Raw genomic sequence first — 15,565 nt, 5'->3', positions numbered from 1 at the left:
AGTTTACAGCCGCAACCGCCGCTGTGAAGCCCGAAAACCGTGAAAGTCAGCTGAAAGGTTAGCGAAAGGTTAGCCCGTTAGAGTCGGCCCACGGACAGTTCCGACTGCCGTCGCTGATGCCACACAGCGTAAAGAAAAACGCCACGAAGCGTTTTCGACCAATAAGAACAATAAACGGAGTACCCCGCATGCCGTCCATGCAGACCAAGGCACCTGTGCCTGTTCGCCCTTCCCGTTTCAGCCACACCGCCCTTGCCAGTGCCGCCGCTCTTGCCGGTTTTTCGCCGCTGAGTTTTGCCGACTTCATCGAAGACAGCAGCGCCACTTTCGAAACCCGCAACATGTATTTCAACCGCGACTTTCGCGATGGCACCAGCGCCCAGCAATCCAAGCGTGATGAATGGGCCCAGGGCTTCATGCTCAATCTGCAATCGGGCTACACCGATGGCACCGTCGGATTCGGTGTCGATGCTTTAGGCATGCTCGGCGTCAAGCTCGATTCAAGCCCTGACCGCACCGGTACCGGCCTGCTGCCGACCCACGATGACGGACGCGCCGCCGATGAGTACTCCAAGGTCGGCCTGACCGGCAAAGTGAAAATTTCCGCCACCGAGCTGAAAATCGGCAGCCTGATTCCTGAACTGCCGATCCTCAAACCCAACGACGGGCGCATCCTGCCGCAGACCTTTGAAGGCGGTTTGCTGACCTCCAAAGAGATCAAGAACCTGACCTTCACCGGTGGTCGACTGGAGAAAGCCAAGGATCGTGACAGCACCGATTTCGAGGACATCGCCCTCAACAACAAGAACAGCCGTTTTGCTGGCACCGCTGCCGGCAAGCATTTCGATTTTGGCGGCGTGGACTACAAGTTCACCGACAAGATCACCGGCAGTTACCACTTCGCCCAGCTCGACGAAGTTTACAACCAACACTTCTTCGGTCTCGTGGCCTCACGTCCGATGGGCCCTGGCACGTTTGCCACTGACCTGCGTTTTGCCGTCAGCGATGATCAGGGCGCGGCCCGTGGCGGCGAGATCGACAACCGCTCGCTCAACGGTCTGGTCAGCTACGCGCTGAGCGGCCACAAGTTCAGCGCCGGTTATCAGCACATGTCCGGCGACAGCGCCTTCCCGTATGTCGATGGCAGCGACCCGTACCTGGTCAACTTCGTGCAGATCAACGACTTCGCCGGTGCTGAAGAGCGCTCATGGCAAGCACGCTACGACTTTGACTTCGCCAAACTCGGCGTCCCCGGCCTGAGCTTCATGAGCCGCTACTTGAGCGGTGACAACATCAAGCTCAAGAACGGCGAAGAAGGCAAAGAGTGGGAGCGCAACACCGAGATCAAATATGTAGTACAAAGCGGCGCCTTGAAGGATGTCGCCGTGCGTTTGCGTAATGCCACCTACCGCTCCAATTACTCGGCTCGCGATGCAGACGAAGTGCGTTTGCTGGTGAGCTACAGCGTTGCGCTCTGGTAATGGCCTGCTGAAGAAAAACACGTCGAATAACAACAATGCCCGTGGAGAATCGAATGAACCTGTCACTGCGTAAAGTTGCACTAGCCGCCAGTTGTGTCCTGTTTGCCGGCCAACTGATGGCCGAACCGAAACGTCCGGAATGTATCGCCCCCGCCTCGCCCGGTGGTGGTTTCGACCTGACCTGCAAACTGGTGCAGAGCGCCCTGGTCAACGAAAAACTGCTGACCAAACCAATGCGCGTCACCTACATGCCCGGCGGTGTCGGCGCGGTGGCCTACAACGCTGTGGTCGCTCAGCGCCCGGCCGATGCCGGCACGCTGGTGGCGTGGTCGAGTGGCTCGCTGTTGAACCTGGCGCAGGGCAAGTTTGGTCGCTTCGATGAAACCAACGTGCGCTGGTTGGCGGCGGTCGGCACCAGCTACGGCGCCATCGCGGTGAAAAGCGATTCGCCCTACAAGACCCTCGACGATCTCGTTCAGGCACTGAAGAAAGATCCGAGCAAAGTGGTGATCGGTTCCGGCGGCACTGTCGGCAGTCAGGACTGGATGCAAACCGCACTGATCGCCAAGGCTGCCGGGATCAACCCGCGCGACCTGCGTTATGTCGCCCTCGAAGGTGGCGGCGAAATCGCTACCGCGCTGCTCGGTGGTCACATCCAGGTCGGCAGTACCGACATCTCCGACTCCATGCCGCACATCCAGAGCGGTGACATGCGTCTGCTCGCAGTGTTCGCCGACAAGCGTCTCGACGAGCCGGAAATGAAAGACATCCCGACCGCTCGCGAGCAAGGCTACGACATCGTCTGGCCGGTGGTGCGCGGCTTCTACCTGGGGCCAAAAGTCAGCGACGAAGATTACGCCTGGTGGAAAGACTCGTTCGACAAACTGCTGGCCTCGCCGGAGTTCGCCAAGCTGCGCGATCAGCGTGAACTGTTCCCGTTCGCCATGACTGGCCCGGAACTGGACACCTACGTGAAGAAACAGGTAGCGGACTACAAAGTGCTGGCCAAAGAGTTCGGCCTGATCCAGTAACCGTCCCTGCATCCCACGGCCGTGTCCCTGCGCATCAGGGGCATGGCCCAGGAGTTTGTCATGTCCACACTTTTACAACGCATTTTCGCCTCGGTGCTGTTGCTGGTCTGCGTCGGCCTGGCACTGATGGCGTGGCCGTACCAAGCGGCTTTTTCCTACGAACCGGTCGGCCCGCGTGCCTTTCCCCTGTTGATGCTTGCCCTGATGGGCGCAGCACTGCTGTACATGGTGTTCCGTCCGGCAGCGATCAAGCACAGTGACGACGAGCCGCCACTGGACCGCGAAACCCTGACCAAGATCGGCATCTGCGTGGTCCTGTTGCTGGTGTTCGCCGGCACGTTCGAACCCCTTGGTTTCATCGTCGCCAGCATTATCACCGGCGTACCGATGGCTCGCCTCTACGGCGGCCGCTGGCTGCCGAGCGTGGTGATCATCAGCCTGATGGCCATCGGTCTTTACCTGCTGTTCGACCGTGTGATGGACGTTCCGCTGCCTCTCGGCCTGCTCAGCGTTCTGGAGAACTGATATGGATACTCTTGGCTATTTGGGCCAGGGTTTCGGCGTCGCGCTGAGCCCTTACAACCTGGTGACCGCGCTGTGCGGCACCCTGATCGGCACCGTCGTCGGCCTGTTGCCGGGCCTGGGTCCGATCAATGGCGTGGCATTGCTGATCCCGATCGCATTCGCCCTCGGTCTGCCACCGGAGTCGGCATTGATCCTGCTGGCAGCGGTGTATCTGGGCTGCGAATACGGCGGCCGGATCAGCTCGATCCTGCTGAACATTCCGGGCGAAGCCTCCACCGTGATGACCACCCTCGACGGCTACCCGATGGCCCGCAAAGGCCTGGCCGGTGTGGCGCTGTCGTTGTCGGCGTGGAGTTCGTTCATCGGTGCGTTTATCGCCACTTGCGGCATGGTCCTGTTCGCGCCGCTGCTGGCGAAATGGGCGATTGCCTTCGGCCCGGCGGAATACTTCGTGTTGATGGTGTTCGCGATTGTCTGTCTCGGCGGCATGGCCGGTGATCGACCGTTGAAAACCTTCATCGCGGCATTGATCGGCCTGTTCCTGTCGACCGTCGGCATCGATGCCAACAGCGGGGTTTATCGCTTCACCGGCGACAATATTCACCTCACCGACGGTATTCAATTCGTCGTGCTGGTGCTGGGTCTGTTCTCCATCAGCGAAATCCTGCTGCTGCTGGAAAAAACCCACCATGGCCAGGAAGCGGTAAAAGCCACCGGCCGGATGATGTTCAACTTCAAGGAAGCGGCCTCGGTATTCGTGGTCAACGTCCGTTGCGGCGTGCTGGGCTTCATCATGGGCGTGTTGCCGGGTGCCGGCGCGACCCTCGCCAGCGCCGTGGCCTACATGACCGAGAAGCGCATCGCCGGTGCCAGCGGCAAATTCGGTGAAGGTGACCCTCGTGGCCTCGCCGCGCCGGAAACTGCCATCGGCGGCGCAGCGTGCGGCGCACTGGTGCCGATGCTGACCCTTGGCGTACCGGGTTCGGGCACCACTGCGGTGATGATTGGCGCGCTGTCGCTGTACAACATCACGCCGGGCCCACTGCTGTTCCAGCAACAACCGGACATCGTCTGGGGCCTGATCGCCTCGTTGTTCATCGCCAACGTCATGCTGGTGATCCTCAACATTCCGATGATCCGCATCTTCACCCGCATCCTCGCCGTGCCGAACTGGGCGCTGGTGCCGGTCATTGCGATCATTACCGGGATCGGCGTTTACGCAGTGCACGCCACCACATTCGACCTGTTCCTGATGATCGGTATCGGCATTTTCGGCTACATCCTGCGCAAGCTGGACTTCCCGTTGTCGCCGCTGCTGCTGGGCTTCATCCTCGGCGGTCTGATGGAGCAGAACCTGCGTCGCGCTCTGTCGATCTCCAACGGTGCACTGGAAATTCTCTGGTCGAGCCCGATCACTTTCGGGGTCTGGGTACTGACGGCGATCATGCTGCTGATGCCGATCATCCGCATCTGGCGTAAACGTTCGGCTGCGCAACGCGCCATTGCCGATGTTTGATCGCGCCTCACTGAAATCCTGGTGGGGAACCCCGCTGGTCGGTCTGCTTGGCGGTTACCTCGCCAGCCAGATCGGCTGGCCTCTACCGTGGATGGTCGGCTCGTTGCTGGCGATCATCCTGGTGCGCTGCCTGACGCCGTGGCAACTCACCGAAATCCCTGGCGGCCGCAAGTGCGGCCAGTGGATCGTTGGCATCGGCATCGGCCTGCACTTCACCCCGGTGGTGATGGAGCAGGTACTCAGCCATTTCGGTTTGATCTTCTTCGGTGCGCTGGTCACCAGCCTGTCGGCGGTGGTCGGCGTGTGGTTGATGCGCCGCACCGGTGAGGATCGCGCCACCGCGTTTTTCTCAAGCATGCCGGGCGGTTCCGGGGAGATGGTCAACCTCGGCGCGCGTAACGGCGCGCTGCTCAGCCACGTCGCGGCGGGGCAAAGTTTGCGGGTGCTGGTGGTGGTTTTGTGTGTGCCGGCAGCGTTCAAGTATTTGCTCGGCGACGGCAACCCGATTGCTCACGCCGGCAGCGTCGATTGGCGCTGGCTGGCGATTCTATTTCCGGCGGGCGGTTTGCTTGCGTGGCTCTGGCAGCGTTTGCGCCAACCCAATCCGTGGCTGTTCGGGCCGTTGCTGGTGAGTGCGGCGGTGAGTATCATCTGGGATTTGCACATCGGTCTGCCCAATGGTGGCAGCCAGATTGGTCAGTGGCTGATTGGCAGCGGTTTGGGCTGCCACTTCAACCGGCAGTTCTTCCGCCGTGCGCCATCATTCATGGGGCGGACGTTGATTGGCACGGCGTTGACCATGTTGATCGCGACGTTGGCGGCGCTGGGCTTGAGTGCGCTGACCCATCTGGATCTGCGCTCGCTGACGCTGGGCATGATGCCCGGCGGGATCGCCGAGATGAGTCTGACGGCGGAGACCCTGCAACTGTCGGTGCCGCTGGTGACGGCGATGCAGGTGATGCGGCTGTTGTTTGTGCTGTTTCTGGCGGAGCCGCTGTTCAAATACTGGAATCGTAATCCCGAGTAAGTCTGGAAGACCGAGTTGCCTCCTTCGCGAGCAAGCTCGCTCCCACACTGGTCATGTGAACGCCGCAAAACCAATGTGGGAGCGAGCTTGCTCGCGAAGGGGCCCGCTCAGCCAACCGATCAGATCGGTGGCAGGCGCCACTCAATCGGCGTCTGGCCATTCTGCTCAAGAAACTTGTTGGTCCGGCTGAAATGCCCGCAACCCAAAAACCCGCGATAAGCCGACAACGGCGACGGATGCACCGACGTCAGCACCAAATGTTTGGTCGCGTCGATCAGCTTCTGCTTGCTCTGCGCGTGCGCGCCCCAGAGCATGAACACCAGATGCGGCTGACGCTCGCTGACCAGTTCAATGATCCGGTCGGTAAAAAACTGCCAGCCCTTGTCCTTGTGCGCATTGGCATTGGCGCGCTCGACGGTCATGGTGGTGTTGATCATCAACACGCCCTGATCGGCCCAGCTCTGAAGATAGCCGTGATTGGGAATGTCGATGTTCAGATCGCGCTTCAACTCTTTATAGATGTTGACCAGCGACGGCGGCGCCGGCACGCCCGGCTGCACCGAAAAGCACAAACCGTGGGCCTGACCCGGACCGTGATAAGGGTCCTGGCCGAGGATCACCACTTTCACTTTATCCAGCGGCGTCGAATTCAGGGCATTGAAAATCATCGGCCCCGGCGGATAGATTTCCTTGCCGGCCGCCCGCTCCTGCTGCAGAAACTGGCGCAACTCTGCCATGTAAGGCTGGTCGAACTCAGCACGCAGTGCCTCCTTCCAGCTCGGTTCGAGTTTGATACGGTCGTCAGCAGTCATGGTCATACCCGGCAAAAACAATGGGGCGAACCCTAGGAAAGCCGACCACGCTTGTCAATTGCTCTGACACAGATCCGGCACTTTCCCACACAACGATCATACTGATCGTTCAAATTCCCGATCGAGGTCACGATGAATCTGCACTTCGAAGAACTCACCGGCACCGACGGCGCCCGCATCGGTATCGCCAGCCTGGATGCTGAAAAATCGCTGAACGCGCTGTCCCTGCCGATGATCAACGCCCTCAGCGACAAACTGAACGCCTGGGCCAAGGATCCACAAATCGTCTGCGTGTTGCTGCGCGGCAACGGCGCCAAAGCCTTCTGCGCCGGCGGCGAAGTACGCAGCCTGGTCGAGGCCTGTCGCGCCCATCCCGGCGAAGTCCCGCCACTGGCCGCGCAGTTTTTCAGCGCGGAATACCGTCTGGATTACAGCCTGCACACCTATCCAAAACCGCTGATCTGCTGGGGGCATGGTTACGTGCTTGGTGGTGGCATGGGCCTGTTGCAAGGCGCCAGCACACGGATCGTCACGCCGAGCAGCCGCTTGGCGATGCCGGAAATCACCATCGGTCTGTATCCCGACGTCGGCGCCAGTTGGTTTCTCGCGCGGCTGCCGGGCAAGCTCGGTCTGTTCCTCGGATTGACCGGTGCGCACATGAACGGTCGTGATGCGATCGATCTGGATCTGGCTGACCGCTTCCTGCTCGACGAACAGCAGCCGCAACTGATCGAAGGGCTGTTGCAGCTGAATTGGCAGGAGCAGACCGACAGGCAGCTCAATAGCCTGCTCAAAGCGCTGCAACAGGAAGCCGTGGCGCAGATGCCCGAGGCGCAGTGGCTGCCGCGGCGTCAGCAGATCGACGAACTGCTCGATGTCAGCGACGTTACCTGCGCCTGGAAAGCCATCAGCCTGCAACGCGACAGCAGCGATCCGCTGATCGCCCGGGCGGCGAAAACCATGAGCGAAGGCTCACCGCTGACCGCGCATCTGGTGTGGGAACAGATCATCCGCGCCCGGCACATGTCGCTGGCGGAAGTCTTTCAGATGGAATACACCCTGAGCCTCAATTGCTGCCGGCATCCGGAATTCAGCGAAGGGGTTCGCGCACGGTTGATCGATAAGGATCAGAAACCGCATTGGCATTGGCCGGACATTAACAATGTGCCGGATGCGGTGGTTGAGGCGCACTTTCACAAGGTTTGGGAGGGGCGGCATCCGTTGGCGGATTTGACGCAGTATTGAAGATCGATTGCCCGCGATGCACACCTTTTGGTCCCATCGCGGTTTCCTCAATCTGAAGTTATTGCGGTCACATGTTCAGTTCGTAGAACTTGATTATTTCGGCCAATGCGAGTTGCGACTCTTCATTTTCCCTTACAAGAATATCCTCCACATCACGCAGTGGCGGAAGAGGATGCAGTCGTTCGGCAATTTGCGTTGCGGTGTAGTCTTGAACCGTTTTTCCTTCGCCGCTAACCCTTATGAACCCAATCGCGCTTTCGCCTCCAGAAAAATGATTAGCCACTCGAATCTTGGGGCCCATGCCATAACTGACCACTATCACAAGATCATCCTGATCGCGGTGAAACCTTAATTGTTCAATAGGTAGGTCCACACCAGAAAAATCGATTCCATCGATCCCGCCCCCAATGTTATTGATCAAGTCTCTTCCAAGACCATCGTATTTATAGAGATCGTTGCCAGCACCACCAGACAATGTGTCATTACCATCGCCGCCTACCAAAACATCATCGCCGACACTGCCAGCAAGCATGTCATCGCCCTGCATACCTCTGATTTCACCAGCACCGCTTAAGGTGTCGTTACCGTGACTTCCCACCAGTGGGAGCGCTTGGCCATCCCTCATAGATTTGGCACTGGCCGCATTATCGACCAAGAGACCATTGTGATAAGTATCCGGGGCAGGACCCAGCTGACTGGAGCCCAACAGATCTTTGAGACTAGCGCTTGATCCATCTGCAAACTTTATAACCTCGATACCGGAACCCTCGATATCTCCGGCATTGGGTAGAACAATGCGAACTTTCTGAGATCCACCCCATTTAATATCGAGTGTCGAATAGAGCATTTTCGCCCGAGGCGGATGGCGATAGGCATCACGACGCGAATCAGATGCCAACTCAATATTCACTGTTTCAATGAGTGTTGCGCCCCAACTGAGCTGCAAATTCTCCTGCGTCGCGTCCTCTGGAAGCACGACAGTATCTTGATCGACCAATCCATACTCGTCCTTCCATCCGGCCACACCTACTTCAGGTCGGAGAAAAACCGGATTCAGCACATCCGCGATAATGGTCGTTGCGCCAGCATGCGCCTGCACGATGTAAGTATCGGCACCGTTTTCACCGTACAGGTAGTCATCCCCCGCGCCGCTCAATAAATAATCAGCGCCTTCAGAACCGAGCAGGGTATCGTTGCCTGCCCCGGCGGACAAAAAGGCACCCGGTATCCTGTCATTAACAGAGCCATAATTAAGTAGAAACCCAGAATAGGCGACGATCAGGTCATCGCCCGCACCACCCTGGAAAAGATTGCCGACTTCGACATTAACTCGCCCACCGGCATCGTTGCCGTGGACAAGTTTATGCTTGATCGTTTCAGTTGTGACATCCCGCCGAAATTCCTTGCGGACAGTTTCGCCCGCCGCGAAACTTTCAGCGGGATAGATGTACCACCCTTCAATAGCGCCTGAATCTTTTCTATCCGCGATAATTACGTCGCCGATTTTGAATGAAAAAACGCTGGCAGTGCCAGATCGAAAATAATGCGGTTTCAGCGATGACGGCGCCGTAATGCCCTCTTTCTTTACCTCTCGAAAACTTGATTGGGATGTAGAGCTTGACTGTCTTTCGCTAAACACCGCATCGCCAGTGGCAGACCCCATCCATTGAGGCGTTTCAGACAATGCCCCCGTTTCGATGCTTTCATCGATCACATCAATGTGGGTGATATAACCCGTATCGTTGGTGGTTATATGGTTACGAACCCAGACACCTGGTTTGCTCAAGGTAAATCCTGTTGCATGCCTGCTAGCGGAGCGCTTTGCTTTGAGCTCCGCCAGGAACCTGTCTGTCCAGCCAACATCATGATCAATGGCATTACTTCGTTCCTCGCCAGGAACAACGATCCCTGATTGGTCCGGAACAGCAACCTGATCTTTCTCTTCAATGATGTGTTTAACTTCTTCTTTGGCCAGCACTCCATCCCCTGCTGGCGGCTCGATGATCTCTACGGCTGGCAGCGTTTTTTTCATGACCTCTTGATAGCCGAGAATGACACCATCGCTAAACGTGAACGTTGAATTCTTCCATTCTTCATGATTCCTGATAAGGATGGCGTCCCCCTCGCCATTGAACAGTCGCAAGACCCGGCCTACGGAAACTTCAATGATGTCGGCCTTCAGACTTTCCGCAGAAAACCCGGCGCCGAACTTGATGACATTGCTGCCACCTGAATCGGTGATAACGTCAAGACCATCACCCACCCCGAAACAGTAAACATCAGCGCCGTCATGGCCCTCCATCACGTCGTTACCGGCCCCGCCATCAAACACGTTATTGCCGGAATCCCCACGAAGGTGGTCTACGCCCTCCCCGCCCAATAACGTGTCATTCCCACCACCGCCGAGCAAGGTATCGTTGCCTGAACCACCGTCCAGATAATCTGCGCCGTGTTCAACCTCGGCTGTCTGCTCGTAGTCGCCGGATAAAATGTCATCATCAGCGCCACCATAAAGCGTGTCGGCGCCCAAGCCGCCTAAAAGGGTATCGTTTCCTTCATCGCCTTGAAGGTAATCATTGTTGATTCCACCTGACTGCAGGTTGGAGACATCGCCATCCAGCGCGTCAGCTCCTGCCCCACCGATCAGGGTATCGGAGCCACCCATTCCCTGAAGTGTGTCATCGCCCGCTCCACCATCAAGTAAATCATTACCGTGGTACCGAATCGGATGCTCAGCATTGTCCCCGGCCAGCGCGTCGTTACCTTCCCCTCCGAACAGCAGATCATTCGCCCCGCCGCCCAAAAGTTTGTCGTCTCTCGCACCACCGTCCAGCAGGTCATTTCCAAAAAAGTGGGCGGCGTCACCGGCAACGCCGTTCAGTACATCGTCATCCCCGTGGAGAGTGTCATTGCCTGGGCCACCATAAATTGCATCGGCTCCACCGTTACCAGCGAGCCAATCATCGCCACTGCCACCGTCCAATACATCGTTGCCATGGTGTTTGCTTTGCAGTCCACCTCCCCAGTCGAGGTTGTCTCCCAATAGTGTGTCGTTACCGCATCCTCCCGCCAGCGTGTCATCCCCCCCATCCCCTCCAAGAAGATCATCTTCAGTTCCGCCATCAAGCAGATCCTCGCCCCATCCGCCATTGAGAACATCGCGACCGCCCTGGCCGTAGAGAACATCGTTATCGCCCTGCGTCGAACTGTTAAAGGAGGCCTTTGAAAAGACAGTTCGGTGGCTGGTGACACCACCGTCTATAAGTACGTCGACGCGTTTGAATCCCCATTTCTGCTCCAGCGCGCCGGTCGTTGCATCCCCTGATAAAACGTCATCTCCCGCACCTCCAATCAGCGTATCCCGATCATTACCGCCCAGAAGCACGTCCTGGGATGCCGTACCGATGAGCAGATCGTGACCCGCACCTCCATCAAGCCAATCGCCGCGAGTTGCTTTCCCTTTAGAGTCGCCAGCGGCCATGGCCTTTTCGAGCGTCGTCTGTTTGTCCCCAAACAACTGATCGTTTCCGTCCTTGCCGAACAATCGGTCTGATCCGCCAAGTCCGAGAATGACGTCGTCTTTTGCAGAGCCGTAGAGCACATCGGCCTTGTTTCTCTGTTTTACGTTGGCCAATAGCAAGGCGTTGCCAAGCTCATCGTATGAGAACTGATCACCGGGAACATTGGGGTCGATATCCTTCGCTTTCCAGTCGCCCTGGAGAACCAGATCGGGAGCAGATACCGTATGGCCTTGGTATTCGGGAAGTCGGATACCTAACATCCCCGGGCGGAAGTTCTTGATAACGACGAGATCGTTCAGGCCATATTTGATGTTGAGCGTAGGTTCATTGCTTTCTTCGATGAGGGTCAGGGTGATGGCCTGATCCTCGGTCGACCAGATATTGCTCAAAGGGGCGCGACGTTTGAGTGAAGGAATCGGCAAGCCGTTGATCCATAGCTGCCCATTTGCGTTGGTGTCGAAGATCACATCGATGCCATCACCGCTGGAAAACTCATAGCGGTCGCTGCCTTCGCCACCGATCAAAGAGTCATTGCCCTTGCCGCCGACCAAAACATCATCACCGGCCATTCCGTGCAACGCATCATTGCCGTCGCCTCCGGCAAGCAAGTCGTTGCCGCCTCCACCCTCGATGACATCCTCACCTGCCAGCCCGTTGATCGTGTCATTGCCCGCGCCGCCAAACAGATGATCCGTGTTCGCACCGCCCTCGAAAGACCGCGCGCCGTCATCACCGAACATGACCAGCGGGTTCAACACACCGGTGGTCATCGGCACCTGTTTGGCGGAAGCAAGATCGGAGTAGGAAAACTTCTGCAGCGAGTGTTCTCCAAACGAGTGCTGAGTTCGGGCAATCAACCGGGCCAGCATCTGCGCACGATCGGCAAGCCATTGCGCGGTGATGAAACCTTCGCCGGTCAGCGGATCGTAGAGTTCCAGTCCGCGTCCGGGGTAACCGTCAGCTCGTTCAATGACGATTTCACTGAGTTGCTTCAGGGAGTTGCGCAACGACAGGCCGATGGGTGTCGACTCGCCAGCCAGTTTTGCCCATGAATTAGCGCTTCCATATTCGCCTATTGATTGAGTGACGATGCTTTGGGACTGCTCTGGTGAAAATGCCGAGAAGAATGCGTAAGCGTTGGTGGCGAAGGTTTCATCGGTGGTAGGTGCTGCTGAATCGCCGTCGTAGGTGCGCTTGAACATGTCCAGGAATTCGTTCTGGCCATAGCGCAATATCAGGTCGACCACGACGGAAACTGGCGTGCCTTTCACGACATGCTGAATCAGCGGATTGAGGCTGCCACTGGCGAGCGCGATATTGATTTGTTCCGGCACCACCGAAAGCAGACTTTGCAATGGATTAACGCCGAAATTGCTGAGCGCCGCCCGCAGGCCGACACTGTATGAATCGATGGCGAACAGAATATTTTTATAGTCATCGAGCCTGTTGGCTTTTGCTTGAGTCGGCGGTCCGCCATCCTCCCCTTGCGAATCACCAGCGGAGATCAATCTCCAGGTTTCATAGGGAGGCGCTCCACCCAACAGGCTGAATCCGACTGTCCCGGACCAGCCGGTGTTATGGCTCACCGCTGTATCCCTCTCTCCGCAAGCCTCACTAAACAGTGCCTTGCCGATCGCGCTGGCATCAATCTCTGCAATCTGGCTGATGGATGGAACCGTCCAGGGTGCCAGCCGACCCGCGAGGGATCCGTCGATCAAGGTATTGATGAAATTGGCGGCGACCTGATTCGATGACAGCTGCATCAGGTTTTCACTGAAGATTTTATTCAATCTCAGTTCACCTTGCCGCGAGGTGTAGCCGCGAATCAGGGCGGAGTAGGCACCGTTTCCACCGTTGGCATCAATGGCCACGGCAAGCCAGAGCCTGGCGCTTTTCAGAATTTTTCCCGCTTCATTATCGACAACTGTAACCTCAGAAACTCTTCCGCCAATAATATCGAATAGTTTTTGATACAAGGGAGCGCAGCTAGCCCCTGTTAATTCCAGCGCAAGATATTCGACATCTTCAGAATCGAACATCAGTCCCTTGCAAATATTTGCTGCATTTAAGATTTCTGTTTTTTCAAGATCATTAAAAACATAACTCATCGTTACTTCCTTGTAATAACAGAGCGTGAAAGATAGCCACTGAGAAACTTAAGCATCTCAGGTGACTCTCGTAATGACGTTAGACCGAGACTTACCCGACCGTGCCCTCCGGAAAAATCAAAGCTGTGTAACTCCACAGTGCAAAAAAAATTCAAACTCCCAAAATCCAGGTTTTCCAATTCGGCTCTACTGAGCTTTGCCAATTTCTTGTCAGTCAGTTCTTCCTCAGCAGCCGGGCGAATCAAGCCGTTACAGCTTATCAATCGAGGGGTGCCATCACGCCGCGGCCAGTCAGCAATGACAAACTTGCGAACGGAAGCCTCATTCTTGAAATGCGGCGGAGGCGCATTAAGCCAAAGCTCCAGTCCTGGATAATTTTTTAGCTTTACAATCAACTCATCCGGCCAGTTGATGTGGCGATAGCCCCGTTCATGGGGCTCGGCAGTCTCTTTTTTTGTATAAAGCCCGGCGTTCACTTTATAAAGACGCCAACTTTCAGGAGTCGGCTTTACACTCTGATCGTGGTACGACCGTATATCCGTCCCGGTCCACCAGAAATGCCCCTTGAGCGTATTGGCCAGACACGCTTTCTTATTCGACAACTCAGGCATGCCAACATAAAACTCCGGGACCAGAGTCTTATCCACATAGCTGCCGCCCAGTATGGGCACCTGCTTCATGCTCGCCAGCTTCTTTTGACAGGCCTCCTGATCCGCGTAATAGATTGCCATCGCCTTGGCGATTTCTTCTTCACGAATATAAAAATCTACCACGCAATAAAAAACATAAATAAACAGGCCATACTTCAACAACTTCTTAAACCATTTAACCAATTGCTTACGCGACATCCGGAGCATTTCAAATCCCCCTGTCAAACTGAGGAACAGGCTGTTTTTTGAGATACCCGGACATCGCGCTTTCAAACACCTCAAAGTGTTGTTTCGTGCCGTTCTCCACATCAAATCTGCTAGCTGTCAACTTCGCAGCACTGCGAAGGCAGTCGTACTCATCAACGGAATCAAGAACCTTGGCAATACGTTTGGCGATACCGTGATGATCGAAGAAATCCACCAGCATTCCATTGTGACCATCTACGATCACCTCCCTTACCGGAGCTGTATCTGACGCTATTACCAGACACCCAGCCGCCATCGCCTCCAGTAACGACCACGACAAAACAAACGGATACGTCAAATAAACATGAACCTTTGAACAGTCCAGAACTGCCCGGTAAGTCTGATAAGGAAGCCTCCCTGTAAAATAAACGGTGGAATGATCGAAACTTACCTCTGCCTCCATCCTGCTGCGCCAGTTTGCATATCCAACCGGCTTACACCCGTAACTGACGTCATCACCGCCAACTACGATAATTTGTGCATCGGGACACTTAGCCTGAATATGCGGGATCGCTCGCATAAAACTATGAAACCCGCGATAAGGCTCAAGATTCCTCGCGACATAAGTAATGATCGGCTGCCCAGCTCTCAGCTCGACGCCATTGGGCAACCTGACTGCCCCAGCTTTCGCCAGGTTAGAACTTTGAATGACGCCCTCGTGAATAACCCGAATGGCCGGCTGATAAGCTGCAGGAAACAGACTGCGCTGCCACCGCGTAGGCGCGATGGCAATGTCACATTGTTCGAGATTCAAAAGATGCAGCGAATTGAGTATTCGCAGGCTTGATGACTCCCTTGTGGCTCGCGGGAATTCAGGGTCGAACCCAGAGTCCGCACCCTGCGCTCGATAGTAATATTCGCAATAGTGAATAAGTGGCGTGTCAGGATAGACATCCTTGACGAAGAGCGTTTCCCCCCATCCGGGATGAGCGAGAATCACGTCCGGCTGATAACCCGAATGTTTCAGCCTGCTCAGAATTTCAAAAACCTTCTGTCCATCAATCACCGCTTGCTCGTAACGGGCCAGATAGGGGTGAGTATCGCCCGGTGCTCTGCGGGCAGCACGGTATCGATATATTTTCACCTCCGCGATACCCGGCGCCGTATCCCGACCTATCGCCAAAACCTCATAACGCCTGTCAATCGCCGCCAGCACCACGTGACGGAACTGGCCCGGAAAGTTTTGGTGAATAACAAGAAGCTTCATAGCGGCATCGTCCTCTTATTCGCCGCTATTGAACTGAGTTTTCCTCACCTCGATCGGCAGGAACAAACGCTAACAAATGCAAGGAAATGAAACTGTAGGAAGCGTCTGGGAATGCCCTAGGAGATGGCGAATGAGGCGACTTTTCGACGGGCACAAAAAAGCGGCGCTCTAAGCGCCGCTTTTCATTTGCGGGTGA

Annotated in this window: 10 protein-coding genes; 6 read left to right on the top strand and 4 right to left on the bottom strand. The window is 56.3% G+C overall.

Going from position 1 to position 15,565, the window contains the following annotated elements:
• The first annotated feature begins 188 nt into the window (after nucleotides 1-188).
• The 5 genes from L8H52_RS03495 to L8H52_RS03475 are packed head-to-tail and all read left to right on the top strand — an operon-like array spanning nucleotide 189 to nucleotide 5,580.
• Complete coding sequence (locus L8H52_RS03495; protein WP_242204566.1) at nucleotides 189-1,481, top strand: OprD family porin; 1,293 nt, start codon at nucleotides 189-191, stop codon at nucleotides 1,479-1,481.
• 53 nt (nucleotides 1,482-1,534) lie between these two features.
• The gene (locus L8H52_RS03490) at nucleotides 1,535-2,512 is read left to right on the top strand and encodes a tripartite tricarboxylate transporter substrate binding protein (RefSeq protein ID WP_242204567.1); all 978 of its coding nucleotides are present in this window, start codon (nucleotides 1,535-1,537) and stop codon (nucleotides 2,510-2,512) included.
• A 60-nt stretch (nucleotides 2,513-2,572) separates the two neighbouring features.
• Nucleotides 2,573-3,037, top strand: a complete 465-nt coding sequence (locus tag L8H52_RS03485) for a tripartite tricarboxylate transporter TctB family protein (RefSeq protein WP_123594780.1) — start codon at nucleotides 2,573-2,575, stop codon at nucleotides 3,035-3,037.
• 1 nt (nucleotide 3,038) lies between these two features.
• Entirely contained in the window at nucleotides 3,039-4,553 is a 1,515-nt protein-coding gene (locus L8H52_RS03480) for a tripartite tricarboxylate transporter permease (RefSeq protein ID WP_123594781.1), read from the top strand.
• Complete coding sequence (locus L8H52_RS03475) at nucleotides 4,546-5,580, top strand: AbrB family transcriptional regulator (RefSeq protein ID WP_242204569.1); 1,035 nt, start codon at nucleotides 4,546-4,548, stop codon at nucleotides 5,578-5,580. The genes L8H52_RS03480 and L8H52_RS03475 overlap by 8 nt, the downstream gene beginning before the upstream one ends.
• 119 nt (nucleotides 5,581-5,699) lie before the next feature.
• Here the strand turns inward: L8H52_RS03475 and ung are convergent, their stop codons facing one another.
• Entirely contained in the window at nucleotides 5,700-6,392 is a 693-nt protein-coding gene (gene ung / locus L8H52_RS03470) for a uracil-DNA glycosylase (protein ID WP_242204571.1), read from the bottom strand.
• A gap of 132 nt (nucleotides 6,393-6,524) precedes the next feature.
• On the opposite strand from ung, the gene L8H52_RS03465 reads away from it, so the two are divergent.
• On the top strand, nucleotides 6,525-7,637 hold the full coding sequence (locus tag L8H52_RS03465) for an enoyl-CoA hydratase/isomerase family protein (protein ID WP_242204573.1): 1,113 nt from the start codon (nucleotides 6,525-6,527) through the stop codon (nucleotides 7,635-7,637).
• Between the two features lie 67 nt (nucleotides 7,638-7,704).
• Here the strand turns inward: L8H52_RS03465 and L8H52_RS30415 are convergent, their stop codons facing one another.
• From L8H52_RS30415 to L8H52_RS03445, 3 genes are read right to left on the bottom strand one after another with little or no spacing between them, the layout of a single operon-like run.
• On the bottom strand, nucleotides 7,705-13,266 hold the full coding sequence (locus L8H52_RS30415) for a calcium-binding protein (RefSeq protein ID WP_277930211.1): 5,562 nt from the start codon (nucleotides 13,264-13,266) through the stop codon (nucleotides 7,705-7,707).
• Nucleotides 13,267-13,268: 2 nt separating this feature from the next.
• Complete coding sequence (locus tag L8H52_RS03450; protein ID WP_242204575.1) at nucleotides 13,269-14,114, bottom strand: hypothetical protein; 846 nt, start codon at nucleotides 14,112-14,114, stop codon at nucleotides 13,269-13,271.
• Nucleotides 14,115-14,124: 10 nt separating this feature from the next.
• Nucleotides 14,125-15,369: a glycosyltransferase family 4 protein gene (locus tag L8H52_RS03445; protein ID WP_242204578.1), complete on the bottom strand. Its 1,245-nt coding sequence runs from the start codon at nucleotides 15,367-15,369 to the stop codon at nucleotides 14,125-14,127.
• Nucleotides 15,370-15,565 lie beyond the last annotated feature (196 nt).

It is taken from the genome of Pseudomonas sp. CROZ-RG-20F-R04-15 (assembly GCF_022662375.1).
Taxonomy (GTDB): Bacteria; Pseudomonadota; Gammaproteobacteria; order Pseudomonadales; family Pseudomonadaceae; genus Aquipseudomonas.
Note: the sequence above shows the minus strand (reverse complement) of the source record. Positions and strands in the feature narration are given on the sequence as shown.